The sequence below is a fragment of the Pseudoxanthomonas sp. SORGH_AS_0997 genome, assembly GCF_031453535.1.
GTDB classification, from domain to species: domain Bacteria; phylum Pseudomonadota; class Gammaproteobacteria; order Xanthomonadales; family Xanthomonadaceae; genus Pseudoxanthomonas_A; species Pseudoxanthomonas_A winnipegensis.
On record NZ_JAVIZI010000001.1, the window covers coordinates 2267111 to 2292029 of the forward strand.

18 protein-coding genes are annotated in these 24919 nt (G+C 69.6%); 16 read left to right on the top strand and 2 right to left on the bottom strand.

The genetic code is table 11. From position 1 onward, the window contains the following. The first annotated feature begins 80 nt into the window (after positions 1–80). The 3 genes from QE438_RS10045 to ppa all read left to right on the top strand — a co-directional run bounded on the left by QE438_RS10045 (position 81) and on the right by ppa (position 4087). Positions 81–1238, top strand: a complete 1158-nt coding sequence (locus QE438_RS10045; RefSeq protein ID WP_306995930.1) for a hypothetical protein — start codon at positions 81–83, stop codon at positions 1236–1238. Between the two features lie 154 nt (positions 1239–1392). After that, the gene (locus QE438_RS10050) at positions 1393–3426 is read left to right on the top strand and encodes a sodium-translocating pyrophosphatase (RefSeq protein WP_306995927.1); all 2034 of its coding nucleotides are present in this window, start codon (positions 1393–1395) and stop codon (positions 3424–3426) included. A gap of 121 nt (positions 3427–3547) precedes the next feature. Then, the gene (ppa, locus tag QE438_RS10055) at positions 3548–4087 is read left to right on the top strand and encodes an inorganic diphosphatase (RefSeq protein WP_130517015.1); all 540 of its coding nucleotides are present in this window, start codon (positions 3548–3550) and stop codon (positions 4085–4087) included. 517 nt (positions 4088–4604) lie between these two features. Here ppa and QE438_RS10060 read toward each other — a convergent pair. Continuing rightward, on the bottom strand, positions 4605–6452 hold the full coding sequence (locus QE438_RS10060; RefSeq protein ID WP_306995924.1) for a sulfotransferase: 1848 nt from the start codon (positions 6450–6452) through the stop codon (positions 4605–4607). Positions 6453–6501: 49 nt separating this feature from the next. Beyond that, positions 6502–7188: an ion channel gene (locus QE438_RS10065; protein ID WP_131659004.1), complete on the bottom strand. Its 687-nt coding sequence runs from the start codon at positions 7186–7188 to the stop codon at positions 6502–6504. 348 nt (positions 7189–7536) lie between these two features. Here QE438_RS10065 and QE438_RS10070 point away from each other — a divergent pair, with 348 nt between their 5' ends. From QE438_RS10070 to QE438_RS10130, 13 genes are all read left to right on the top strand, one after another. Then, complete coding sequence (locus QE438_RS10070; RefSeq protein WP_130535666.1) at positions 7537–10578, top strand: TonB-dependent receptor; 3042 nt, start codon at positions 7537–7539, stop codon at positions 10576–10578. A gap of 570 nt (positions 10579–11148) precedes the next feature. Next, positions 11149–13086: a S9 family peptidase gene (locus QE438_RS10075; RefSeq protein WP_306995920.1), complete on the top strand. Its 1938-nt coding sequence runs from the start codon at positions 11149–11151 to the stop codon at positions 13084–13086. 277 nt (positions 13087–13363) lie between these two features. Then, entirely contained in the window at positions 13364–14896 is a 1533-nt protein-coding gene (locus QE438_RS10080) for a BCCT family transporter (RefSeq protein WP_306995918.1), read from the top strand. Between the two features lie 314 nt (positions 14897–15210). Next, entirely contained in the window at positions 15211–16224 is a 1014-nt protein-coding gene (ilvC, locus tag QE438_RS10085) for a ketol-acid reductoisomerase (protein WP_130517002.1), read from the top strand. Beyond that, positions 16221–17945, top strand: a complete 1725-nt coding sequence (gene ilvG / locus QE438_RS10090) for an acetolactate synthase 2 catalytic subunit (RefSeq protein ID WP_307183944.1) — start codon at positions 16221–16223, stop codon at positions 17943–17945. Before ilvC ends, ilvG begins: the two co-directional genes overlap by 4 nt. Then, complete coding sequence (locus QE438_RS10095) at positions 17929–18192, top strand: ACT domain-containing protein (RefSeq protein ID WP_130516998.1); 264 nt, start codon at positions 17929–17931, stop codon at positions 18190–18192. The genes ilvG and QE438_RS10095 overlap by 17 nt, the downstream gene beginning before the upstream one ends. A 130-nt stretch (positions 18193–18322) precedes the next feature. Next, positions 18323–19885, top strand: coding sequence for a 2-isopropylmalate synthase (locus tag QE438_RS10100; protein ID WP_130535660.1), 1563 nt, complete (start codon positions 18323–18325; stop codon positions 19883–19885). Next, a complete protein-coding gene (locus QE438_RS10105) occupies positions 19882–20691 on the top strand; it encodes a class I SAM-dependent methyltransferase (protein WP_306995914.1) in 810 nt (269 codons plus the stop codon). Before QE438_RS10100 ends, QE438_RS10105 begins: the two co-directional genes overlap by 4 nt. Beyond that, on the top strand, positions 20688–22118 hold the full coding sequence (gene leuC, locus QE438_RS10110) for a 3-isopropylmalate dehydratase large subunit (protein ID WP_130528375.1): 1431 nt from the start codon (positions 20688–20690) through the stop codon (positions 22116–22118). Before QE438_RS10105 ends, leuC begins: the two co-directional genes overlap by 4 nt. Beyond that, positions 22118–22312 carry a hypothetical protein gene (locus QE438_RS10115; RefSeq protein WP_130528374.1) on the top strand — a complete coding sequence of 65 codons (195 nt, stop codon included), beginning with the start codon at positions 22118–22120 and terminating at the stop codon, positions 22310–22312. Before leuC ends, QE438_RS10115 begins: the two co-directional genes overlap by 1 nt. A 38-nt stretch (positions 22313–22350) precedes the next feature. After that, positions 22351–22932: a 3-isopropylmalate dehydratase small subunit gene (leuD, locus tag QE438_RS10120; RefSeq protein WP_130517638.1), complete on the top strand. Its 582-nt coding sequence runs from the start codon at positions 22351–22353 to the stop codon at positions 22930–22932. Then, positions 22922–24004 (top strand): 3-isopropylmalate dehydrogenase, encoded by a 1083-nt coding sequence (gene leuB, locus QE438_RS10125; RefSeq protein ID WP_130528373.1) that lies wholly within the window; start codon positions 22922–22924, stop codon positions 24002–24004. The genes leuD and leuB overlap by 11 nt, the downstream gene beginning before the upstream one ends. A 126-nt stretch (positions 24005–24130) precedes the next feature. Continuing rightward, the gene (locus QE438_RS10130) at positions 24131–24802 is read left to right on the top strand and encodes a TetR/AcrR family transcriptional regulator (RefSeq protein WP_306995911.1); all 672 of its coding nucleotides are present in this window, start codon (positions 24131–24133) and stop codon (positions 24800–24802) included. Positions 24803–24919: the final 117 nt, after the last annotated feature.

Genomic DNA, 24919 nt, shown 5'->3' on the forward strand with positions numbered 1-24919 from the left:
TCATGTCATCCCGGCGAGATGGAGGACGCGCAACGTTCCCGCCGTGCGTGTTTGAGGGTATTCGCGTTTTGAAGATTGTGATGCTGACCGTCCACGAGGCCACTTCGGCGCGCAAGGTGGACTTTCACTTCTGGACCGAGTCGCTGGCGCGGCAGGGGCACGCGGTGGATTTCGTGACCGTGGGCCTGAGCCCGCTGACCCGGCTCAAGCCGCAGGCGCGCCGGTTCCAGGGGCCGTTCAACGCCTGGCGCCAGGTCGGGCCCGGCGTGCGCAAGTACCTGTGGCGGCCGGCGCTGCATCCACTGTCGCTGGGGCGCCCGGCGCTGGACGCGATCACCCGGCCGCTGTTCTCGCTGTATCCGGCGATGCTCACGCGCACGCTGTTGCAGGGCATCGCCGATGCCGATGTGTTCGTCGTGGAGAACGGCGCCGGCCTGTGCCTGGTGCCGGCCCTGGCACGGCGCTTCCCGCAGGCGCGCTTCATCTACAGCGTGTGCGACCGCATCGCCACGCTCAAGTACCACCCGCTGATCCTGGATGCCGAGCGCGAGGCGCTGCCGCACTTCAGCCTGGTGCGCGTGCCGGCCGAGGTGATGGTGGCCGACTACCCGCACGTGCCCCACGTGCACTACATCCCGCACGGCATCGACAAGGCGCTGTTCGACACCCCGCGGCCCTCGCCCTACCCGGCCGGCACGCGCAACGTGGTCAGCGTGGGCGACATGCTGTTCGACGACCACGCCGTGGACTGCATGGCGCGCGCCGAGCCGCAGGTGCGCTTCCACCTGTTCGGCAAGGGCGCGCGGCTGCAGGCGCCGCCGCCCAACGTGGTCGAGCACGGCGAGCAGCCCTTCGATGCGATCGTGCCCTACCTGCAGCATGCCGATGCCGGACTGGCGCCGTACCGGCCGGCGCTCAATGCCGACTACCTGAGCCAGTCGAGCATGAAGATGCTGCAGTACACCTATTGCCGGGTGCCGATCGTGGCGCCGGACTTCGCCGCGCGCGGCGTGCACACCTCGGCCTACACGCCCGGCGTGGAGGGCAGCATCGTGGCGGCGCTGCGCCGCGCCCTGGCCTACGACCGCGCCAGCATCGACAACAGCGGCGTGCTGGATTGGGACGGGGTGACCGGACGCATGCTGGCCCTGGGCCTGGCATCGACCGCCGAGACCGGCGCCACGCCGCCGGCACCGGCCCGACCGCACCCCACTGCCCAGCGGCGCGCCGACGCCTGAGCGCGCCATCACGCATCGCGCGGCACTGCATCATCGCGCCGAGCGCGCGCAGGCCTACACTGCCCCACAACGGGCACCGGTCGATCGACGCCCGTCCTCGGCGCCGGGCGTGTCGATGCGCGCGGCGAACCGTCCATCTGCCTTGGGAGGGGTCATGTTGGAACACTACGGTCTTGCGCTGGCGCTGGCATGCGCGGCAATCGCCATCCTGTACGGAATCGTCTCGTCGCGCTGGGTGCTCTCGCGCCCGGCCGGCAACGCGCGCATGCAGCAGATCGCTGCGGCCGTGCAGGAGGGCGCGCGCGCCTATCTCAACCGCCAGTACCTGACCATCGCCATCGCCGGCGCGGTCCTGTTCGTGCTGGTCGGCGTCTTCCTCAGCTGGCCAACCGCGATCGGCTTCGCCCTGGGCGCGGTGCTGTCGGGCGCGGCCGGCTACATCGGCATGAATGTCTCGGTGCGGGCCAACGTGCGCACCGCCGAGGCCGCGCGCCACGGCATGGGCCCGGCGATGGACGTGGCCTTCCGCGGCGGGGCGATCACCGGGATGCTGGTGGTGGGCCTGGGCCTGCTGGGCGTGGCTGGCTACTGGGCGCTGCTGACCCATGTGCTGCAGGTGCCGACCGAGCAGGCGCTGCATGCGCTGGTCGGGCTGGCCTTCGGCTCCTCGCTGATCTCGATCTTCGCGCGTCTGGGCGGCGGCATCTTCACCAAGGGCGCGGACGTGGGCGCCGACCTGGTGGGCAAGGTCGAGGCCGGCATTCCCGAGGACGATCCTCGCAATCCGGCGGTGATCGCCGACAACGTCGGCGACAACGTGGGCGACTGCGCCGGCATGGCCGCCGACCTGTTCGAGACCTACGCGGTCACGGTGATCGCGACCATGCTGCTGGGCGGGCTGATGGCCGCGCAGGCCGGCGCGAACGCGATCCTCTACCCGCTGGTGCTGGGCGGGGTGTCGATCATCGCCTCGATCATCGGCGCGCTGTTCGTGCGGGTGAAGGCCGGCGGCTCGATCATGGGCGCGCTGTACAAGGGCGTGATCGTCTCGGCGGTGCTGGCGGCGATCGCCTTCTACCCCATCACCACCGCCCTGATGCGCGACTCGGCCATCGGCGCCCTGCCGCTGTACGGCTGCGCCCTGATCGGGCTGGTCCTCACCGGCGCGATCGTGTGGATCACCGAGTACTACACCGGCACCCAGTACAAGCCGGTGCAGCACGTCGCGCAGGCCTCCACCACCGGCCATGGCACCAACATCATCGCCGGCCTGGGCGTGTCGATGAAATCCACCGCCCTGCCCGTGGTCGCCGTGTGCCTGGCGATCTGGGGCGCGCACGCGCTCGGCGGCCTGTACGGCATCGCCATCGCCGCCACGGCCATGCTGTCGATGGCCGGCATGATCGTCGCCCTCGACGCCTACGGCCCGATCACCGACAACGCCGGCGGCATCGCCGAGATGGCCGAGCTGCCGGCCGAGGTCCGTGCGGTCACCGACCCGCTCGACGCGGTCGGCAACACCACCAAAGCGGTGACCAAGGGCTATGCGATCGGCTCGGCGGCGCTGGCCGCGCTGGTGCTGTTCGCCGACTACACCCACAACCTGGCCGCCGCGCATCCCGGATCGGCCTACAGCTTCGACCTGTCCGATCACCGCGTGATCATCGGCCTGCTGATCGGCGGCCTGATCCCCTACCTGTTCGGCGCCATGGCCATGGAAGCGGTGGGCCGCGCCGCCGGCAGCGTGGTGGAGGAAGTGCGGCGCCAGTTCCACGAGATCCCCGGGATCATGGACGGCAGCGGCAAGCCGCAGTACCACGCCGCGGTCGACCTGCTCACCCGCGCGGCCATCCGCGAGATGATCGTGCCCTCGCTGCTGCCGGTGGTGGTGCCGATCATCGTCGGCTTGGTGCTGGGCGCGCAGGCGCTGGGCGGCCTGCTGATCGGCACCATCGTCACCGGCCTGTTCGTGGCCATCTCGATGACCACCGGCGGCGGCGCCTGGGACAACGCCAAAAAGTACATCGAGGACGGGCACTTCGGCGGCAAGGGCAGCGAGGCGCACAAGGCCGCGGTCACCGGCGACACCGTCGGCGACCCCTACAAGGACACCGCGGGCCCGGCGATCAACCCGCTGATCAAGATCATCAACATCGCCGCGCTGCTCATCATTCCGCTGCTGGGCTGAGCCCGCGCCCCGATGGCGCCGACGCCTTGGCAGCCCCTGGCCGGGCGTTGGCGCTGCGTTGCAGCACCGCTGCGCTAGAATGCGGCCCACTTTCGATCACCTCAAAGCATTGGAGCAACGCATGGGCCTGGGCAGCGTCCCCACCGGCAAGAATCCGCCGGACGAGATCAACGTCATCATCGAGATCCCCAAGGATTCCGAGCCGGTGAAGTACGAAGTGGACAAGGAATCCGGCGCGATCTTCGTCGACCGCATCCTGTCCACCCCGATGCGCTACCCCTGCAACTACGGCTACGTGCCGCACACCCTGTGCGGCGACGGCGACCCGGCCGACGTGCTGGTGGTGCTGCCCCTGCCGCTGGTGCCCGGCTCGGTCATCCGCTGCCGCCCGGTCGGCGTGCTGCGCATGAGCGACGAGGCCGGCAGCGACGAGAAGCTGCTGGCCGTGCCGGTGGAGAAGGTCTTCAGCGGCTACTCGCACATCAACGACATCGCCCAGGTCAGCGGCCACTGGCTGGAGCGCATCGGCCACTTCTTTGAGCACTACAAGGACCTGGAGAAGGGCAAGTGGGTCAAGATCGACGGGTGGGGCGGCGCCGACGAGGCCAAGAAGATCCTGCTAGACGCCATCGCGCGCGACGCAGGCCACGACAAGGCCTGATCCAGGCCAGCCGTCGTCACGAAAGGCGCCCGCTAGGGCGCCTTTTTTTTGTGTCCCTCGCCCTAGCGCGAGGCCGTCGGACTTGGCCAACCCGCCTCGACCCAGCCGGGCGCGGCTCCTCGGCGAATAGATCAGGTCTTCTTCCAACTCGAAGGCATCGAGCAAATGCTGTGCCCCCTCCCTTTCGCCGCAGGCGAAGGGGAGGGCCGGGGTGGGGTGCTTTTGCTTCTGTGGCTTGACCGGGAAAGCCCCGACCCCTCCCCATCCCTCCCCTGCGCTGCGCACAAGGGAGGGGGCACAAACCCGAAGCCCTATTACCTGACGCGCGCGGCAGCGGGCCGGCGGGCGGGGGCCGCGCCTAGCGAGGCAGGAAGCCGAGCGCCCGAATCAGGGCAGGATGCCCTGATTGAGGGGAAAGCGGCCCCCGCCCGCCGGACCGCTGCCCTTCCGAAGCCGGAAGCACTGCTCTGCCGAAGCCGCGACGCGCACCCGCCGCAACCTAGAACGGAAGAACGGCTCAGCCGTGGAAGGAAGCTTCCAGCGCGCGCTGCGGCATATCGCCCAGGGCAGGCTGCAGACGCGCGGCATGCGGACGCCAGCGCTCCGCCGAGGACGGACTGGCCGGCGACTGCGCGCGCGGCAGGGTCTGGCCCAGTTCGAGGTGCCATTCCAACCCGGCGAAGCCCGCCACGCGCTGCATCTCCCCGTCCGGATCGGCCAGCAGCCGGTCCAGGTCCAGCCCCAGCCAACGCTCGGGCGGCAGCTGCGCCAGATCGTCGAGCAGCACCCGCATGATCCCCGACCACTGACCCGCGACCACAGCCTCCAGCGGCAGACCGGACAGCGCCTGCCAGCCCGGCGGCCGCGCCAACGTCCACGCCGGCCCCTCCCAGCCCGGCAGCACACCCGCGTCCTGCAGGCGGCCCTCCTCCCAGGCGCGCAACAGACTGCCCAGCGCGTCATGCGGCTCGCGATGGACGAACACGAAGCGCGCATCGGGGAACGCCTGCGCCAGGAACGGCACCCGCAGCGCATCGCGCGCGTCCGCACGCAGCAGGCGCACCGTGCCGCCGGCGGCCGGCACCGGCTTGCCGTCGTGACCGCGCAAGCCGCGCGCCAGACGCTCGCGCACCCGGCGCACCGTGTCCTCGACCGCATCGCCCGCCAGCAGGCGATGACTGAAGTCGGCCCGCTGCGGCGCCGCCAGGCGCTGGATGCCGTCGATCGCCCGACGCGCCTCCTCGCCAGCGGCATACAGACCCGGCGCCCGCACCAGCGTGCGCGCCACCAGACCCGCACCCGAACACGGCGCCGCCACCACGAACAACGGCTGCCGCAGGCGGGTTGGCGGCGAGCGCGGCTTCGGCGTGGCGACCGTGGGCGCCCCAGTCGGCGGCGCCTCGGATTTCCGCGCGCCTCCCCGGCGCAGCCCGTCCTCTTCGGCCACGGCCACGTCCAGCACCTGCGCCTGCAGCGCCGGCCACAGGCCGATGCCGTTGCGCAGCACCAACTGTTCGACGCCCAACTGCTGGCAGGCCTGCGCGGTGGAGGCCAGCAGCGCCCGATACGCCGGCCTGCCGGCCGCCTCGGCTCCATGCCGCGCCCACAGCGCATGCCAGTGCCGCGACAGGCGCAGCAGCAAGGCCTGCAGGCCGGCCAGACGTGGATGCGGCACGGCCTCGTTCAACAGGAACATCAAATGCTCGCGCAGCTCCCAGGGCGTCATCACCTGGGGCGCGCCATGCGCCTCCAGCGCCAGCACCACGCGCTGATCGGACGCCAGGGTCAGCTGCAGCGGCTGCCAGGGCTCACGCTCGGCGCGGCCCGGCGTGCGGCCGCGGGTCAGCAGCTCCCAGAAGCGCTCGCCGCCGACGGTGTCGGCTACCAGATGCAGGCACGGCCCCTGCGCCGGGCCGGCGAAGCGATGCGGACGCCAGGTATCGAACACCCAGGCCGTGCCCGGCGCCAGGTGCGCGACCTCGTCGCCGCATTCGAGCAGCACGTCCGGCGGGCTCGCCAGCGGCAGGTGGAGGCGCAGGCGCTCGCGGTGGTAGTAGTCCACCGCCACTTCGGCCGCGCACTGCCGCCCGACCGCGATGCGCTGCAGGAACACCTGGCCCCAGGTCGCGCCCAGCCCGGCCAGCGCCTGCTGCAGCAGCGGCATCTGCCGCAGGAACGGCGTGGCACGCATCGGGCCTGACAGCGCCCCGCTGGCCGCATCGCCGCCGCTGCTGACCAGCCGCAGCCGCTCGCCGCCGTCGGCGCAGCGCTGCCAGTGCCTGTCCGCCACGGCCATCGCCTCGTGCAGCAGCGGTCCGGGATCGAACAGGACCGGGAGCTGGATGAAGGGAACCTGCAGTTTCATGCGGTGCGCGGACGAGGCGTGGCCAAAGCCGCGCATCGTAGCGCGTGGGTCAACCCTCGGGCCGGTCGTCGCGCTGCGCGCGCACGCGCAGGGTGGTCAGCGCGATCAGGCGCGAGACCACCAGCGCGATGTACATCACCCCGGCGAACTGCTCGAGCATGACCAGCGCGCGCGCCTGCGGCAGCACCGGCACGATGTCGCTCAGGCCCACCGCCGAGAGCACGCTGAAGCTCAGATACAGCAGCTCCATCCAGCTGCGCGCGCCGCTGGTCACGCCGTTGGCGCTGAAGCTGCCCGGGTACCACTGCTGGCACACCGAGAAGGCGAAGGCGAACGCCCACGCCAGCAGGGTGAAGGTGGCGCCGGCGGCGAACAGCTCGTCGCTGGTGACGCGGTGGTCGTCCAGCATGTAGCCGATCAGGCTGGCGGCGGTATAGAAGTACAGCAGGCATTCCATGGCCTGGGCGAAGGTCACCAGGCCCGGCAGCTGCCGGGTCACCCCGAGCAGCGAGCAGGCCACCGAAGGCAGCGCCAGCAGCCAGGCGATCCAGTTGACCGCCGGGCTGCGGTTGACCACCCACAGCGCCAGGGCCAGCACCAGGATGCCGAACGCCCCCAGCAGCGCCTGGCCGGTGCGGGTGTCGTTCATGGCCGGGTAGAGCAGCACTCCGGCCAGCTGGACGACCAGCAGCATGGCCGAGGGGTGTCGACGCAGGAAATGGAGGTCCAGGCGCATGGGGCGATCTTGCAGTGCGGGATCGCATCGTAATCACCTCCCTGTCGGGGCCGTCAAAAAGATGAAATCCCCCTTAACAGGTCTGAAAAATAACAAACACGTCACTGATTAGCTGGCTTTTAGTTTTGATGCCATTAATTTCTGACGATCCGTGACAAATTACGTGAATTGCGACACACATCGCCACGCTTGGGACGAACTAGCTCGTTAAGTTCCCGTTCGCGCGCCGTTGGACGTCCGTTACGCGGCCGCGCGCATTGCCCGCGCCCTACCCCCGTCTCCGCATCCCGCGGGCCGGTCCGGAGGGGCGCTTTTGCCTTGATGCATTTATTGGGAAGCCACATTCACATGAGCCACAGAAATCGTCACCACGGCTTGCGCCGCACCGCCCTGGCCCTCGTGCTCGGCGCCGCGCTGGCGCAGGGCGCTGCCTACGCGCAGAGCACCGCCGGCAACATCGCCGGTACCGCGCCGGCCGTCGCCGGCCAGACCGTGCAGATCACCAGTTCCGCCTCCGGCGTGTCGCGTCAGGTGCCGGTCGATGCCAACGGCCGCTTCCGCATTCCCGCCCTGCCCACCGGCACCTACACGGTCACCCTGACCGGCGCCGACGGCACCGCCTCCAGCCAGACCGTCACCGTCGTGGCCGGCCAGACGGTCAACGCCGAGTTCGCCGATGCGAGCGGCGGCGGCGCGGCCAAGAGCCTGGACACGGTCGTCGTGCGCGGCATGAAGAACGTCAACGGCATCGACCTGTCCAGCGTCGAGTCGCGCACCACCTTCACCGCCGAGCAGCTCAACGCGCTGCCGGTGCCGCGTGACATCACCAGCGTCTCGCTGCTGACCCCGGGCACGGTCAAGAGCTCGGGCTACTTCGGCAACGCCTCCTTCGGCGGCGCCTCGGCGGCCGAGAACAGCTACTACGTCAACGGCTTCAACATCACCAACCTCTACGACAGCCTGTCCTTTTCGGAAGTCCCCTTCCAGGCGATCGACCAGCTGGACGTGCAGACCGGCGGCTACGGCGCGCAGTACGGCTTCTCCACCGGCGGCGTGACCAGCGTCAACGTCAAGCGCGGCACCAACGAATGGCACGGCGGCCTGAGCTGGACCAGCGTGCCCGACAGCCTGCGCGCCAGCGTGCCCAACGTCTATCGCAACAGCGACGACCAGATCTTCCGCAGCTACCACAACAACTACAACGCCTCCAACACCTACACCGGCTGGATCGGCGGTCCGCTGATCAAGGACAAGCTGTTCGTGTTCGCGCTGGCCGAGTTCGACAAGAGCAACACCACCTCCTACGGTGCGCGCTCGGACGTGCAGACCGAGCTGGACGCCGACGGCAATCCGACCCTGTCGCCCTCCACGGCCTCGCGCTCCACCACCGCGCAGGACTACGAGTCCAAGACGCCGTACTGGCTGGTCAAGCTGGACTGGTACCTCAACGACGCCAACCACCTCGAGTACACCGGCTTCGACAACGGCAGCCGCTACACCTACGACTACTACAACGCCGCCTACGGCGCCGACGATCATCCGGCCAAGACCGACTACAACGGCCAGCTGGTCGGCAAGAGCGGCGGCCAGACCGACATCTTCAAGTGGACCAGCTACCTGACCGACAACCTGACCATGGCGCTGCAGTACGGTCAGATGCGCAACAAGGATTCGCAGTTCACCATCAGCCCTGACGGCAAGCACAGCTCGTACGACGGCAACGTCTTCGGCCCCATCGGCGACTGCCCGTACGTGATCGACCAGACCGGCACGAAGATCGGCTGCGCCGTGGCCCAGAGCGTGGGCATGGAAGGCGGCAAGAACTCCCGCGACAGCTACAAGGCCGACTTCGAGTGGCAGCTGGGCGACCACAAGGTGGCCTTCGGCTACAGCGATGAGCAGTGGAAGTCGACCTCGGGCACGGCCTACTCCTCGGGCGGCTACTGGCGCCTGTACGACGGCTATGCGCGCCTGATCAACTTCCGCACCGGCGGCGGCGTCAAGATCGACCAGAAGTCCTGGTACCTGCAGGACAACTGGCAGATCACCGACAACTTCATGCTGTACGGCGGTATCCGCAACGACTCGTTCGACAACAAGAACAGCTCGGGCACCACCTTCGTCAAGCAGGACGACATCTGGCAGCCGCGTCTGGGCTTCTCGTGGGATGTGGCCGGCAACGGCGACAGCAAGCTGTTCGGTTCGCTGGGCCGCTACTCGCTGCCGATCGCGGCCAACGTCGCCCTGCGCGCCGCAAGCGCCTCGTTCTACACCGTCAACTACTACACCTATGACGGCATCGATCCGGTCAGCGGCGCGCCGCTGAACACCGCGCCCTTCCGCGGCGGCTCGGCCGACTATGTCATCAACGGCGAGAACGGTGTTGCGCCGGATCCGAAGGCCGTGGCCAGCAAGGGCCTGAAGCCCTACACGCAGGACGAGGCCATCCTGGGTTACCAGCAGCTGCTGCACTCGGACAACAGCTTCGTCGACGGCTGGACGCTGGGGGCCAAGGCCACCTACCGTCGCATCAACCAGGCCATCGACGACACCTGCGATGTGCGGGCGATCTACAACGCCGCCCAGGCGCAGGGCTACGACGTGGCCGGTCACTGGGCTGACCAGTGGACGATTCCGGACGGTCTGCCGGGCTGCTACCTCTACAACCCGGGCGAAGACCTGAACATCACGCTGGATGTCGATGGCGACGGCAAGGCCGACAACATCCACGTCGATGGCAGCGCCCTGGGTCCCAAGGCCAAGCGTTACTACAAGGCGTTGACCCTGAGCGCGGAGAAGGCCACCGACAAGTGGTACGCCAGCATCAACTACACCTGGTCCAAGCTCAGCGGCAACTACGAGGGTCTGGTCAAGAGCACCAATGGCCAGTCCGACACCGGCACCACCTCGGACTTCGACTTCGCCGAGATCATGTACGGCGCCGATGGCTATCTGTTCAACGACCATCGCCACACGCTGAAGGCGTACGGTGCGTACAACTTCACCGACGAGTGGTCGATGGGTGTTGATCTGCAGGTCCAGTCGGGCGCGCCGATCAGCTGCCTGGGTGGCGGTACCGGCACCTTCGGCACCGAGTACGGCTACGGCGGCGTGTTCCACTACTGCAACGGCGAGATCGCCAAGCAGGGCACCGCCGGCCGCACGCCGTGGACCTGGGCCGTCAACCCGAACGTGGTCTACAAGCCGCAGTGGGCCAATGGCCTGAGCCTGCAGATGTCGGTGCTGAATCTGTTCAACTCGGTCAAGCCGCTGCAGGTGTACGAGACCAAGGAAGACACCCAGTACGGCGAGACCTACAACAGCTACAAGCTGGGCAAGTACTACACCACCCCGCGCTATGTGCGCTTCCAGGTGCAGTACGACTTCTAAGTGGTTTGATCGGGCGTCGGTCTGAGCCCGTCTGGAAGTCGCAAGACAGACCCCGCCGGGCGACCGGCGGGGTCTTTTATTTTGTGCTTTCTTCAAGTGCCCGAGTGGGACGCCTTGCGGCTTCGGAGGGGTATCGGTCCGGCGGGCGGGGGGCCGCTTTCCCCTCAATCAGGGCATCCCGCCCTGATTCGGGCGCTCGGCGCCCTGCCTCGCTGGGCGCGGCCCCCACCCGCCGGCCCGCTGCCTCACACCTCACGCGATGAGGCTTCGGGTCGAAAGTCAAAACAAGTCCCGACCCATCCGCTCGCAGCGCCTCGACCCGGCCGGGCGCGCGGAGAGGGAGCAGGGGTGGCCCGCGGCGGCGAGTCCGCCATGGATGGCGAACCCAGCCGAGAAGCCGCGCCCGGCCGGGTCGAGGCTGGTTGGCGAAGTCGAGTTCCCCAGCCTGGTACGCCGACGACAACACCCTGCCCGGGCGGGCGTCGCCGCATTCACGCGCCTGCGGGTTTGCGCTATCGTTTTGGCGGGGATAGACGCCCGGCATGGGCGACAACACGACAAGGGGCGACGATGAAGGCATGGAAGCGGGCCATGGTGGCCGCGGTGGTGGCATGTGCGTGTGCGCAGGCCGGGGCGGAGGCGCCGGTGCCGGTGGAGGCGTTCGCGCAGGCGAGCAAGCTGTCCGACCCGATGCTCTCGCCGGACGGCAAGTATCTGGCGGCCTCGGTCGATCTGGACCACGGCATGTCGGCGCTGGCGGTCTACCGACTGTCGGACATGGTGCAGACGGCGCTGCTGAAGTTCCCGCGCTATGAGCTGGCCACCCAGGTGCAATGGGTCAGCAACACGCGGCTGGTGATCGCCAAGGGCCGCAAGGTCGGCACCCTGGAGAAGCCGCGGCCCAACGGCGAGGTCATCGCCAGCAATTTCGACGGCAGCGGGCAGAAGTACATCTACGGCTACGAGCAGCGCGCGGCCAGGTCGACGCTCGACCGCGGCTTCGGCTACATCGAAGGCGTGCCGGAGATCCCCAACGGCCACTTCTACCTGCGCCAGCTCTCGCTCGAAGCGCGGCGCTCGATGCTCTACGACGTGGACACCGAGAAGGTCACCTTCCGCCTGATCGCCGACATCGGCGTGCCGGACCTGGACTTCGTGCTCGACCACACCGGCAAGCCGCGCTTCGCCATCGGCACCGACGATGACGACAAGCCGCTGCTGTACCGGGCCGGCGACGACGGCGCGTGGCTGCCCATGCCCACCAGCGAGGCCGAGCTGTGGCAGCCGTTCGCCTTCAGCCCGGACGATCGTCAGCTCTATGCCTTGCGCAGCCGCAAGGGCGGGCCGGCCGAACTGGTGCGCAGCGACGCCCAGGGCGGCAACCTGCAGGTCCTGGCGCGCGACAGCTTCGCCAGCGTCAGCGATCTGCAGTGGACCCATGCGCCGTCGGTGCCGTTCGCCGCGCAGGCCGGGCGCGGGCCGAGCCGCTTCACCTATTTCGACACCGACTCGCCCGACGCGCAGCTGCATCAGGCGCTGACCACGGCGCTGCCGGGCAAGCATGTGGAGTTCGTCAACCAGAGCCAGGACGGCCAGGTCGTGCTGCTGTTCATCGACAGCGACCGCGACCCGGGCGCGTGGTATCTGATCAACCGCAGCGACAACAAGCTGCGCCGCCTGCTGACCCCGCGCGAGGGCATCGACCCGGCGCGGATGGGCGAGCGGCGCGTGCAGCGCTTCACCGCCAGCGACGGCCTGCCCCTGGAGGCGATCGTCACCGTGCCCGCGGGCGTGCGCGATCCCAAGGCGCTGCCGATGGTGCTGCTGCCGCACGGCGGCCCGCACGGCATCCGCGACGACTGGGAGTTCGATACCGACGCGCAGTTCCTGGCCAGCCGCGGCTACCTGGTGCTGCAGGTCAACTATCGCGGCAGCGGCGGGCGCGGCGCGGCCTTCATGGAGGCCGGTTATCTGAAGTGGGGCACGCGCATCCAGGACGATCTGCTCGACGGCGTGCGCTGGGCCATCGCCCAGGGCATGGCCGATCCCAAGCGCGTGTGCGTCTACGGCGGCAGCTTCGGCGGCTACTCGGCGATGATGACGGTGGCGCGCGCGCCCGGGATGTTCCAGTGCGCGGTCGGCCTGGCCGGCATCTACGACCTGGACATGATGTACAGCAAGGGCGACATCAAGCGCACCGATTCGGGCCGTCACTACCTGCAGCGGGTGATCGGGCGCGATGCGGCCGAGCTGGCCGCCAACTCGCCGGTCACCCTGGCCGGCAAGATCACCGTGCCGGTGCTGCTGGCCCATGGCGAGGACGACGAGCGTGCGCCCTTCGCCCAGGCCAAGGCGATGCGCGCCGCGCTCACCGCCGCCGGCCATCCGCCGCAGTGGATGGCGGTGCCCAACGAGGGCCACGGCTTCTACAACGAGGCAAATTCCATCGCCTTCTTCAATCAGCTGCAGGCCTTCCTGGATGCGCATATCGGGGATGGGGCGCGCTAAGCGACGCTGAGAGAAGGCTTTCGTCGTGGTTTAGAGGGCGCGAAGTGGGTGGCGCCCATGCGAGGGCGCGACGTCCATGGATTCCCGCTTTCGCGGGAATGACGGAGGGGGTTGCCTGCGCTGAGGCCTGTGCTGGGCGTGAGACGCGCCAATCGGGCCGATGCGGCGCCCGTGATGCGCCGTGCAGTGCATCGCTACGTGCCGATCACCGCCGCGGCTGTACCGTGCACCGCTTTTCGCGGCGACCGCTGGGCGCACCGCATGAACGGAGCTGGCCGTGGTCTACAGGATTTCGCTGTTCATCGTCATCGCGCTGGTGCTCGCCGCCGGCGTCGCGCCCGATGCGTTCAATGCAGTGATGCAGGCGGCGCTGAAGCAGACCATCGGCGCGGCCGGCTCGCTGTATCTGCTGGTGGTGTTCGCCGCGCTGGTGTTCCTGCTGTTCCTGTGCGTGGGCCGGTTCGCCGACCTGCGCATCGGCGGCGAGGATGCGCAGCCGCAGTTCTCCAACGCCAGCTGGCTGTCGATGCTGTTCGCCGCGGGCATGGGCATCGGCCTGGTGTTCTGGGGCGCGGCCGAGCCGCTGTCGCATTTCATCACCCCGCCCGAGGGGCTGCAGCCGCGCAGCATGGACGCCGCGCGCGCGGCGATGCGCTACGCCTTCTTCCACTGGGGATTGCATCCGTGGTCGGTGTACGCGCTGATCGGGCTGGCGATGGCCTGGTTCCAGTTCAACCGCGGCGGACGCGGGCTGATCAGCGACCTGCTCGAACCGGTGGTCGGCCGCCGGCATGAGGGCTGGATCGGCCACGCGGTCAATATCGCCGCGGTGGTGGCCACCACCATCGGCGTGGCCACCACGCTGGGCTTCGGGACCATCCAGATCGCCGCGGGCCTGGAGCGGGTGTTCGGCATCCACGCCTCCGCGCCGGTGCAGCTGACCGTCATCGCGGTGTCCTTCGTGCTGTACATGGCCTCCAGCGTCACCGGCGTGGAGCGCGGCATCAAATGGCTGTCCAACTTCAACGTCGGCCTGGCGGCGCTGCTGCTGGCGTTCGTGCTGGTGCTGGGGCCGACCAGCTTCATCTTCGACACCTTCACCACCACCCTGGGCAGCTATCTCAACAGCCTGGTCAACATGAGCCTGCGCATGTCGCCGTTCTCGCGTTCGACCTGGGTGGCGACCTGGACGATCTTCTACTGGGCCTGGTGGATCGCCTGGGCGCCGTTCGTGGGCGCGTTCATCGCGCGGGTGTCCTACGGCCGGCGCATCCGCGAGTTCGTGTTCGGCGTGGTGCTGGCGCCGAGCCTGCTGGGCTTCCTGTGGTTCTCCAGCTTCGGCGGCGCGGCGCTGTGGGCGCAGCTGTTCGGCCATGTCGATCTGGCCGCGGCGCTGGCGCAGGGCTACGAGACGGTCCTGTTCGCGATGTTCGACGGCCTGCCGCTGTCCTGGCTGCTGTCCGGCCTGGCGCTGCTGCTGTTGTCGATCTTCTTCGTCACCTCGGCCGACTCGGCCGTGCTGGTGCTGGCCAGCATGTCCTACGACAAGGCGCAGGACCCGCCGCTGTCGCGCAAGATCGTCTGGGGCTCGGCCATCGCCCTGATCGCCGCGACGCTGCTGCTGGTCGGCGGCCTGGAGGCGCTGCAGGCGATGATCACCGTGGCCGCCCTGCCCTTCGCCCTGCTGATGGTGCTGGTGATCGTCGCGCTGTACCGCGCGCTGGACCAGGAGTACCAGGACCAGCAGCGCCGCCTGCAGCACGACCGCCGGGCCATCGCGCAGTGGCTGGAGCGCGAGCGGGAGCGGTGAGGCCCACCGGTGCTGCGGCACGGTTTCTGGCGCAACGAAATCCGCGCTTGACAGCCCCGCGCCGGGCATGGTTTTCTGCCGGCCTGATGAACGCCTTCCGTCCGATCACGACCGCCCAGCAGACCGCGCACGCCGCGGCATCGCTCCTCGTGCTCGTACTTATTCACTCGCCTCACGGTGCGGGACGGACGGTCGTGTAAGCAGCAAGCACACGAAACCCTGACGAAACCCCGCACTGCGAAGTGCGGGGTTTCGTGCTTTCAGCCCCTTCAAAAGTTTCAACCCCAACTTTCAGCCAGACAGGAACGCCGCCCATGACCGCTTCGACCTCCAACCTCCCCCAGCCCACCATCGCCATCGTCGGCTACGGCAGCCAGGGCCGCGCCCATGCGATGAACCTGCGCGAGTCGGGCTTCGATGTGACGGTCGGCCTGCGTCCGGGCGGCCCAACCGAAGCCAAGGCCAAGGCCGACGGCTTCCTGGTCAAGTCGCCGGCCGAGGCGGTCAAGGACGCCGACCTGGTCGCCGTGCTGACCCCGGACATGGTGCAGAAGCAGCTGTACAACGAGGTGCTGGCGCCGAACATGAAGCAGGGCGCGGTGCTGCTGTTCGCCCACGGCCTGAACGTGCACTTCGGCATGATCGCCCCGCGCGAGGACCTGGACGTGGTCCTGGTCGCGCCCAAGGGCCCGGGCGCGCTGGTGCGCCGCGAATACGAGATCGGCCGCGGCGTACCGTGCATCTACGCGGTCTACCAGGATAAGTCGGGCAAGGCCGAGCAGTACGCGCTGGCCTACGCCGCCGGCCTGGGCGGCGCGCGCGCCAACATCATCAAGACCACCTTCAAGGAAGAGACCGAGACCGATCTGTTCGGCGAGCAGGCCGTGCTGTGCGGCGGCGCGTCCTCGCTGGTGCAGGCCGGCTTCGAGACGCTGGTGGAAGCCGGCTACCAGCCCGAGATCGCCTACTACGAGGTGCTGCACGAGCTGAAGCTGATCGTGGACCTGTTCTACGAAGGCGGCATTACCCGCATGCTGGAGTTCATTTCCGAGACCGCGCAGTACGGCGACTACGTCAGCGGCCCGCGCGTGATCGATGCCTCGACCAAGGCGCGCATGAAGGAGGTCCTGACCGACATCCAGGACGGCACCTTCACCAAGAACTGGGTGGCCGAGTACGAGGCGGGCCTGCCGAACTACAAGAAGTTCAAGCAGGCCGATCTGGAGCATCCGATCGAAGTGGTCGGCAAGCAGCTGCGCGCCAAGATGGTGTGGCTGGCCGACAACGCCCCCAAGCCCGCAGCGCAACCACAGGCCGCCGCCGCATGAACGCACCGACCGCCACTGCCCCACGCAATGGCGCCCGCTGGATCGCCCACGCCCTGGAAACCGAGGGCGTGGACACGATCTTCGGCTATCCCGGCGGGACCATCATGCCGTTCTACGACGCGCTGGTGGACTCTGCGCTCAAGCACATCCTGGTGCGCCACGAGCAGGGCGCGGCGCTGGCCGCCAACGGCTACGCACGCGCCTCCGGCAAGGTCGGCGTGTGCGTGGCCACCTCCGGCCCGGGCGCGTCGAACCTGATCACCGGCATCGCCGATGCGATGCTCGATTCGGTGCCGATGGTGTGCCTGACCGGCCAGGTCGCCACGCCGCTGATCGGCACCGACGCCTTCCAGGAGCTGGACGTGTTCGGCATGACCATGCCGATCGTCAAGCACAGCTTCCTGGTGCGCCGGGTCGAGGATCTGCCGCAGGTGTTCGCCGAGGCCTTCCGCATCGCCCGTGAGGGCCGCCCCGGTCCGGTCCTGATCGACCTGCCCAAGGACGTGCAGATCAACGACGCCTCGCACCTGCCCGATCACGTGCCGGCGGCGGTCGCGCCGGCCCCGGCGCCGTCCGAAGCGGCCATCGCCGAGGCGCTGGCGGCCATCGCCGGCGCCGAGAAGCCGGTGGTCTACGGCGGCGGCGGCATCGCGCTGGGCAATGCGGTCGAGGCGTTCCGCCAGTTCGTCGAGGCCAGCGGCATCCCGACCGTGCTGACCCTGCGCGGCCTGGGCGCACTGCCGGCCAACCACGGCAACTACCTGGGCATGCTGGGCATGCACGGCACCCGCGCGGCCAACATGGCCGTGCAGGAAAGCGATCTGCTGATCGTGGTCGGCGCGCGCTTCGACGACCGCGCCACCGGCAAGCTGGCCGAGTTCGCCCCGTTCGCCCGCGTCATCCACCTGGACGCCGACGCCTACGAGATCTCCAAGCTGCGCACGGCCGACATCGCCATCCCCGGCGATCTGGCCAGCGGCCTGCGCGCGCTGAGCGGCGCGCGCAGCGCCTGCTACGCGTGGAAGGCCAAGTGCGCGGCCAACCGCGAGCGCTTCGGCTTCCGCTACGACGCCCCGGGCACGGACATCTACGCCCCGGCGCTGCTGAAGCGGCTGAGCGAGGTCGCCCCGGCCGACGCGATCATCACCAGCGATGTCGGCCAGCACCAGATGTGGGTGGCGCAGCACTGCAAGTTCAACCATCCGCGCCATCACCTGACCAGCGGCGCGCTGGGCACGATGGGCTTCGGCCTGCCGGCGGCGATGGGCGCGCAGTTCGCCTGCCCGGAGCGGACCGTCGTCCTGGTCAACGGCGACGGCGGCTTCATGATGAACGTGCAGGAGCTGGTCACCATCGCGCGCTGCAAGCTGCCGGTGAAGATCGTGCTGCTGGACAACTCCGCACTGGGCATGGTGCGCCAGTGGCAGGAGCTGTTCTTCGCCGAGCGCTATAGCGAGATCGACCTGTCCGACAATCCGGACTTCGCCGCGCTGGCCCGCGTGTTCGGCATCCCGGCCCGGCACATCGCCGCGCGCGAGCAGGTCGACGACGCCCTGGCCGAGCTGCTGGCCACGCCCGGCCCGGCGCTGCTGCACGTGAGCATCGACATCAAGGCCAACGTCTGGCCGCTGGTGCCGCCCAACCACGCCAACAGCTCGATGCTGGAATCCAACCCCGCCAAAGCCGCACCGGAGCCCAAGTCCCATGCAATACCGGCTTGATCTGATCGTGAGCCCGGCCGAAGGCGCCCTGGTGCGCGTGATCGGCATGGTCGAGCGCCGCGGCTTCGCCCCGCGCGCGGTGCATGCCGTGCCGCGCGCCGATGGCCGCTGGGAGCTGGGCATGCACATCGAGGGCACCCGTCCGATGGAGACCCTGCGCCATCAGTTGGAGAAGGTGTACGACTGCGAGTCGGTCGCCATCTGCATCGACCCGCCGGCCGCGGCCGTGACCGGGGTGGCGGCATGATCCTCGCCCTCGCCCTTTCCGTCCCGTTGGCGCCGCGCCCCGCACGCCGCGCCGCACGCCGCATCGCCTTCCAGACCCCGCGCCGTCCCACGGCCATCCGCACGGCCGTCGCCGTAGAGGATCCCTTCGTATGAACACCGCCGTATCCACCGACACCGTCCGAATTTTCGACACCACCCTGCGCGATGGCGAGCAGTCCCCGGGCTGCAGCATGTCCCCGCAGCAGAAGGTGGTCATGGCCCGCGCCCTGGCCGAGCTGGGCGTGGACATCATCGAGACCGGCTTCCCGGCCAGCTCCGAATCCGACCGCCAGGCCATGACCCTGATCGGCCGCGAAGTGCGCACGCCGACCCTGGCGGTGCTGTCGCGCTGCCTGGCCGGCGACATCGAGATCTCCGCCCGCGCGCTGGAAGCGGCCGCCAACCCGCGCCTGCACGTCTTTTTGTCCACCAGCCCGCTGCACCGCGAGCACAAGCTGCGCATGAGCAAGGAGCAGGTGCTCGAGTCCGTGCACCGGCACGTGACCCTGGCGCGCGGCTATGTCGATGACGTGGAGTTCTCCGCCGAGGACGCCACCCGCACCGAGATCGACTACCTGATCGAGGTCGCGCGCACCGCCATCGCCGCCGGCGCGCGGACCATCAACCTGCCCGATACCGTCGGCTTCACCACCCCGGAGGAGATCGGCGACATGTTCCGCCGCGTGATCGCCGGCGTGGCCGACATCAGCGGCGCCGACAAGGTGATCTTCAGCGCGCACTGCCACAACGACCTGGGCCTGGCCGTGGCCAACTCGCTGGCCGCCGCCGAGGCCGGCGCGCGCCAGATCGAGGGCAGCATCAACGGCATCGGCGAGCGCGCGGGCAACTGCGCCATCGAGGAGATCGCCATGGCGCTGAAGGTCCGCAACGCCTTCTACGGCTTGGACACCGGCATCCAGACCCCGCGCATCGTGCCGACCTCGCAGCTGCTGCAGCGTCTGATCGGCATGCCGGTCCAGCGCAACAAGGCGGTGGTCGGCACCAATGCCTTCGCCCACGAGTCGGGCATCCACCAGCACGGCATGCTGCGCCACCGCGGCACCTACGAGATCATGCGGCCGCAGGACGTGGGCTGGCCGGACACGCAGATGGTGCTGGGCCGCCACAGCGGCCGCGCCGCGGTCGATGCGCGCCTGCGCGCGCTGGGCTATCTGCTGGAAGAGGATGAGCTGAAGCTGGTATTCGAGCAGTTCAAGGGCCTGTGCGAGCGTCAGCGCGTGGTCGGCGATGCCGACCTGCAGATGCTGATGCAGGACGCCGCGGTCAGCGACGGCTATCGCCTGGCCTCGATGACCATCTCCGATGTCGGCGGCCGCGCCAACGCGCTGGTCGAACTGTCCGATCCTGAAGGCAACCGCGTGGCCGAGACGGCGCAGGGCAATGGCCCGGTCGACGCGCTGTTCGGCGCGCTCTCGGCCGCCACCGGCGTCAAGCTGGAGCTGGACAGCTACCAGGTGCACAGCGTGGGCATCGGCGCCGACGCGCGCGGCGAGGCCAGCCTGTCGGTCCGCGCCGACGGCCTGGAATACGAAGGCACCGGCACGTCCAAGGACATCATCGAGGCCAGCGCGCTGGCCTGGCTGGACGTGGCCAACCGCCTGCTGCGCCAGCGCCAGCACGCCCCGGCACCGAGCGAAGCCGCCGCGGCATGAACCCGGCCACGCACCCCGCCGCCTCTGCGGCAGGCCAGGCCTGGGATGCGGCCCGCTACGCGCGCAACGCAGGCTTCGTCCCGGCGCTGGGCGCCTCGGTGTCGGCGCTGCTCGACGCCCAGCCCGGCGAGCGCATCCTGGACCTGGGCTGCGGCGACGGCGTGCTGACCGCGCAGCTGGTCCAGGCCGGTGCGGACGTGGTGGGTGTGGACGCCTCGCCCGAGCTGGTCGCCGCTGCGGTCGAACGCGGCATCGATGCGCGCGTGATGGACGGGCATGCCCTGACCTTCGAGGGCGACTTCGATGCGGTCTTCAGCAACGCCGCGTTGCACTGGATGCGCCAGCCCGACGCGGTGCTGGCCGGCGTGCGGCGCGCGCTCAAGCCCGGCGGGCGCTTCGTCGCCGAGTTCGGCGGCCATGGCAACGTAGCGGCGATCACCACCGCGCTGCGCGCGGCGCCGCAGGCCAATGGCACCGGCGCGCCGGCCTTCGCCTGGTTCTTCCCCACGGCCGAGGAATACGCCGCGCGGCTGGCCAAGCATGGCTTCGAGGTCGTGCAAATCGCGCTGATCCCGCGCCCGACGCCGCTGCCCACCGGCATCGCCGGCTGGCTGCAGACCTTCGCCGATCCCTTCCTGAGCGGCCTTAACGCCGACACCCGCGGCCGCGTGCTGGCCGACACCGAGGCGCTGCTGCGCCCGGCACTGTGCGACGCCGCCGGCCAGTGGCATGCCGATTACGTGCGCCTGCGCTTCAGCGCGCGCCGCTCCCCGACCCCGCATTCAACGCAAGGCCATCCGCAATGAGTTCCGCCCCCCGTACGTTGTTCGACAAGCTGTGGGACGCGCATGTCGTGGTCCCCGAAAGCGACACCGCGCCCGCGGTGCTGTACATCGACCTGCACCTGATCCACGAGGTCACCTCGCCGCAGGCCTTCACCGAACTGCGCGCACGCGGCCTGGCGCCGCGTCGCCCGGACCGGACCAAGGCCACGATGGACCATTCCACGCCGACCCTGCCGGCCGGCGCCGATGGCCGGCTGCCCTACTACACCGCCGCGGCCGAGAAGCAGGTGCAGACGCTGGAAGCCAACTGCGCGCAGTACGGCATCGAGCTGTTCGACATGGGCTCGGCCAACCGCGGCATCGTCCACGTCATCGCCCCCGAGCAGGGCTTCACCCAGCCCGGCATGACCATCGTCTGCGGCGACAGCCACACCTCCACGCACGGCGCCTTCGGCGCGCTGGCCTTCGGCATCGGCACCAGCGAGGTCGGCCATGTGCTGGCCACCCAGTGCCTGCTGCAGCGCAAGCCGCGCACCATGTCGATCACCGTCGACGGGCCGCTGGCGCCGGGCGTGGGCGCCAAGGACGTGGTGCTGCACATCATCGGCGTGATCGGGGTCAACGGCGGCACCGGCCATGTGCTGGAGTTCCGCGGCTCGACCATCGAGGCGATGGACATGGAGCAGCGCATGACCCTGTGCAACATGTCCATCGAGGCCGGCGCGCGCGCCGGCATGGTCGCGCCCGACCAGATCACCTTCGACTATGTCGCGGCCACCCCGCGCGGGCCCAAGGGCGCCGACTTCGACGCCGCGGTCGCCTACTGGAAGACCCTGCGCAGCGATGCGGGCGCGCGTTTCGATGCCGAAGTGGTGATCGACGCGGCCGACATCCGCCCGACCCTGACCTGGGGCACGCACCCGGGCACGGCGATCGCGGTCGATGCGGCCATCCCCGCCGCCAACGACGCGGCCGCGCAGAAGGGCCTGGACTACATGGGCTTCCACGCCGGCGAGCGCGTGGAAGGCGCCAAGGTCGACGTGGTGTTCGTCGGCTCGTGCACCAATGGCCGCCTGCGCGACATGCGCGAGGTCGCCCGCGTGCTGGCCGGGCGCAAGGTCGCCGAGGGCGTGCGCATGCTGGTGGTGCCGGGCTCGGAGATCGTCAAGCGCCAGGCCGAGGCCGAGGGCATCGACGCCATCGTGCGCGCCGCCGGCGCGCAGTGGCGCGAGCCGGGCTGCTCGATGTGCATCGCCATGAACGGCGATCTGGTGGCGCCGGGCGAGCTGGCCGTGTCGACCTCCAACCGAAATTTCGAGGGCCGCCAGGGCCCCGGCTCGCGTACCCTGCTCGCCTCGCCGCTGAGCGCGGCCTGGGCCGCGGTCAACGGCCGCGTCAGCGATGTGCGTGATCTGTTCGCAGCAACCGAATCCAAGGAAGTGGCCTGATGCCCAGTCCCGAATCCAACCAGGCCGCGCACGTGGCCTTCACCGCCACAGTGGCCAGCGCGCTGGCCCGCAGCGTGCGCGACACGCCGCTGCGCCCGCGCCAGGACGCGCCCGCGCCCGAGGCGCTGCCCGCCGCCGAGGTCACCGACGTGCCGGCCGATTTCGCGCTGGGCGGCAGCGAGGAGGCCGCGTGATGGCAGGAGTACCGTCATCCCTGACGAAGAGCCCGGCCATCCATGGCCGGACTGTTCAAATCACCTCCAAGGCCGTCGTGCTGCGTTCGACCAACATCGACACCGACCAGATCATTCCGGCGCGCTTCTTGTCCACCACCGAGCGCGCCGGCCTGGGTCGCAACGCCTTCAACGACTGGCGCTGGAAGGCCGACGGCACGCCCAACCCGGACTTCGCCTTCAACCAGCCGCACAACGCCGGGCGTTCGATCCTGCTGGCCGGGCGCAACTTCGGCTGCGGCTCCTCGCGCGAGCACGCGCCCTGGGCGCTGACCGACTTAGGCCTGCAGGCCGTGGTGTCCAGCGAGATCGCCGACATCTTCCGCGGCAACAGCCTCAAGAACGGCCTGCTGCCGGTGGTACTGGCCGAGGCCGACGTGCAGACGCTGATGGAGCGTCCCGACGACGAGCTGACCATCGATGTGGCCGCGCGCGAGCTGCGCACGCCGGACGGGCGTGTCTATGCGTTCCCGCTGGACGGCTTCTCGCAGACCTGCCTGCTCGAAGGCGTCGACCAGCTGGGCTATCTGCTGGCCCGCGTCCCCGACATCGCCCGCTACGAGGCCGCCCATGCACGCTGACATCGTCGTCCTGCCCGGCGACGGCATCGGCCCGGAAGTGGCCGCTGCGGCCGTCGCCGTCCTCAAGGCCGTGGCCCAACAGCACGGCCACGATTTCCGCTTCGCCGAGCACGACATCGGCGGGATCGCCATCGACCGCCACGGGGTGCCGCTGCCCGAGGCCACCACCCTCGCCTGCCAGCAGGCCGACGCGGTGCTGCTGGGCGCGGTCGGCGGACCCAAGTGGTCCGACCCCAACGCGAAGATCCGGCCCGAGCAGGGCCTGCTGGCGATCCGCAAGGCGCTGGGCCTGTTCGCCAACCTGCGCCCGGTGCGGCCGCATCCGGCCGCGCTGGACGCCTCACCGATCAAGCCGCACCTGCTGGCTGGCGTGGACATCGTGGTGGTGCGCGAGCTGACCGGCGGCATCTATTTCGGCGACAAGACCCGCACCGCCGAAGCGGCCAGCGATCTGTGCAGCTATTCGGTGGCCGAGGTCGAGCGGGTGCTGCGCAGCGCCTTCGGCCTGGCCCGCGCGCGCCGCGGCAAGGTCACCTCGGTGGACAAGGCCAACGTGCTGGAGACCTCGCGCCTGTGGCGCGAGGTGGCCGCGCGGGTCGGCCGCGAGGAGTTCCCGGATATCGCCCTGGAGCACCAGCTGGTCGATTCGATGGCCATGCACCTGCTGTCCAAGCCGCGCGAGTACGACGTGATCGTCACCGAGAACATGTTCGGCGACATCCTCACCGACGAGGCCTCGATGCTGGCCGGCTCGCTGGGCCTGCTGCCGTCTGCCTCGCTCGGCCAGAGCCGGGTCGGCCTGTACGAGCCGATCCATGGCTCGGCCCCGGACATCGCCGGCAAGGGCATCGCCAACCCCTACGCCACCATCCTCTCGGCCGCGCTGCTGCTGCGCCATTCGCTCGGGCTGGAAGCCGAGGCCCAGCGCATCGAGCAGGCCGTGGACGCCGCCCTGGACGCGCGCGCCTTCACCGCCGACCTGGCCGGCCCCGGCCAGGCGCTGAGCACCGCGCAGGCGACCGAGGCCGTGCTGGCCCAGCTCGAACGCCAGCCGGCCGGCCTGCGCGCCTGATCCCCGTCCGGGGGCCGGTCCCACCGGCCCCGGGACAGTCGGGCAAGCTGACGCAACGATGACGGGCGCGCCCGCAACGGCGCGCCCGGACTGTAAATATCGAACCGTCTAGTCTAGTATTGCGCGATGGTCCCGCAGGCTCCGCTCCCCGTGTCTTCCGACTCCTCCCGCAGCACGACGCCGTCAGGCCCGGGCCGTCCCAAGGACCTGGCCAAGCGCGCGGCGATTCTCGAGGCGGCCAAGGCGCTGTTCGCGCGCGAGGGCTTCGCCGGCGTCAGCATGGACCGCATCGCGGCCGAGGCCGGCGTGTCCAAGCTGACCGTCTACAGCCATTTCGGCGACAAGGAGTCGCTGTTCTCCGAGGCGATCCGCAACCTGTGCGAGGAGCTGCTGCCCGATGCCACCTTCAAGGTGCAGGGCGATGTCGGCGTGCGCGCGCAGCTGCGGCAGATCGCCGAAGGCTTCTTCGCCATGGTCACCAGCGAGCAGGCGATCAACACCCACCGCATGCTGCTGGCCAGCACCCAGGCCGACGAGCACCTGCGCCAGATCTTCTGGGAGTCCGGCCCCAAGCGCACCCACGACATCTTCGCCGGGCTGCTGCGCGAACAGGTCGCGCAGGGGCACCTGGACATCGAGGACATCGACGTGGCCGCCCGCCAGTTCTTCACCCTGCTCAAGGGCGAAATCTACGGCCGCATGATGTGCGGCCTGCTGGGGCGGCTGGAAGCGGGCGAGATCGACCGTCACCTGGATAACACGGTGGACATGTTCCTGCGCGCCTATGCCCGCCGCTGAACCCGAGCCGCCACGGCCCGGCCATGACTTCCGGTCCGGTGACTTCCCGGCACTGCGTCCACCCCGGGTGCGGCGGCGATGCTCAGCACGCCTGCCGTGCCGCGCGCCGCTAGAATG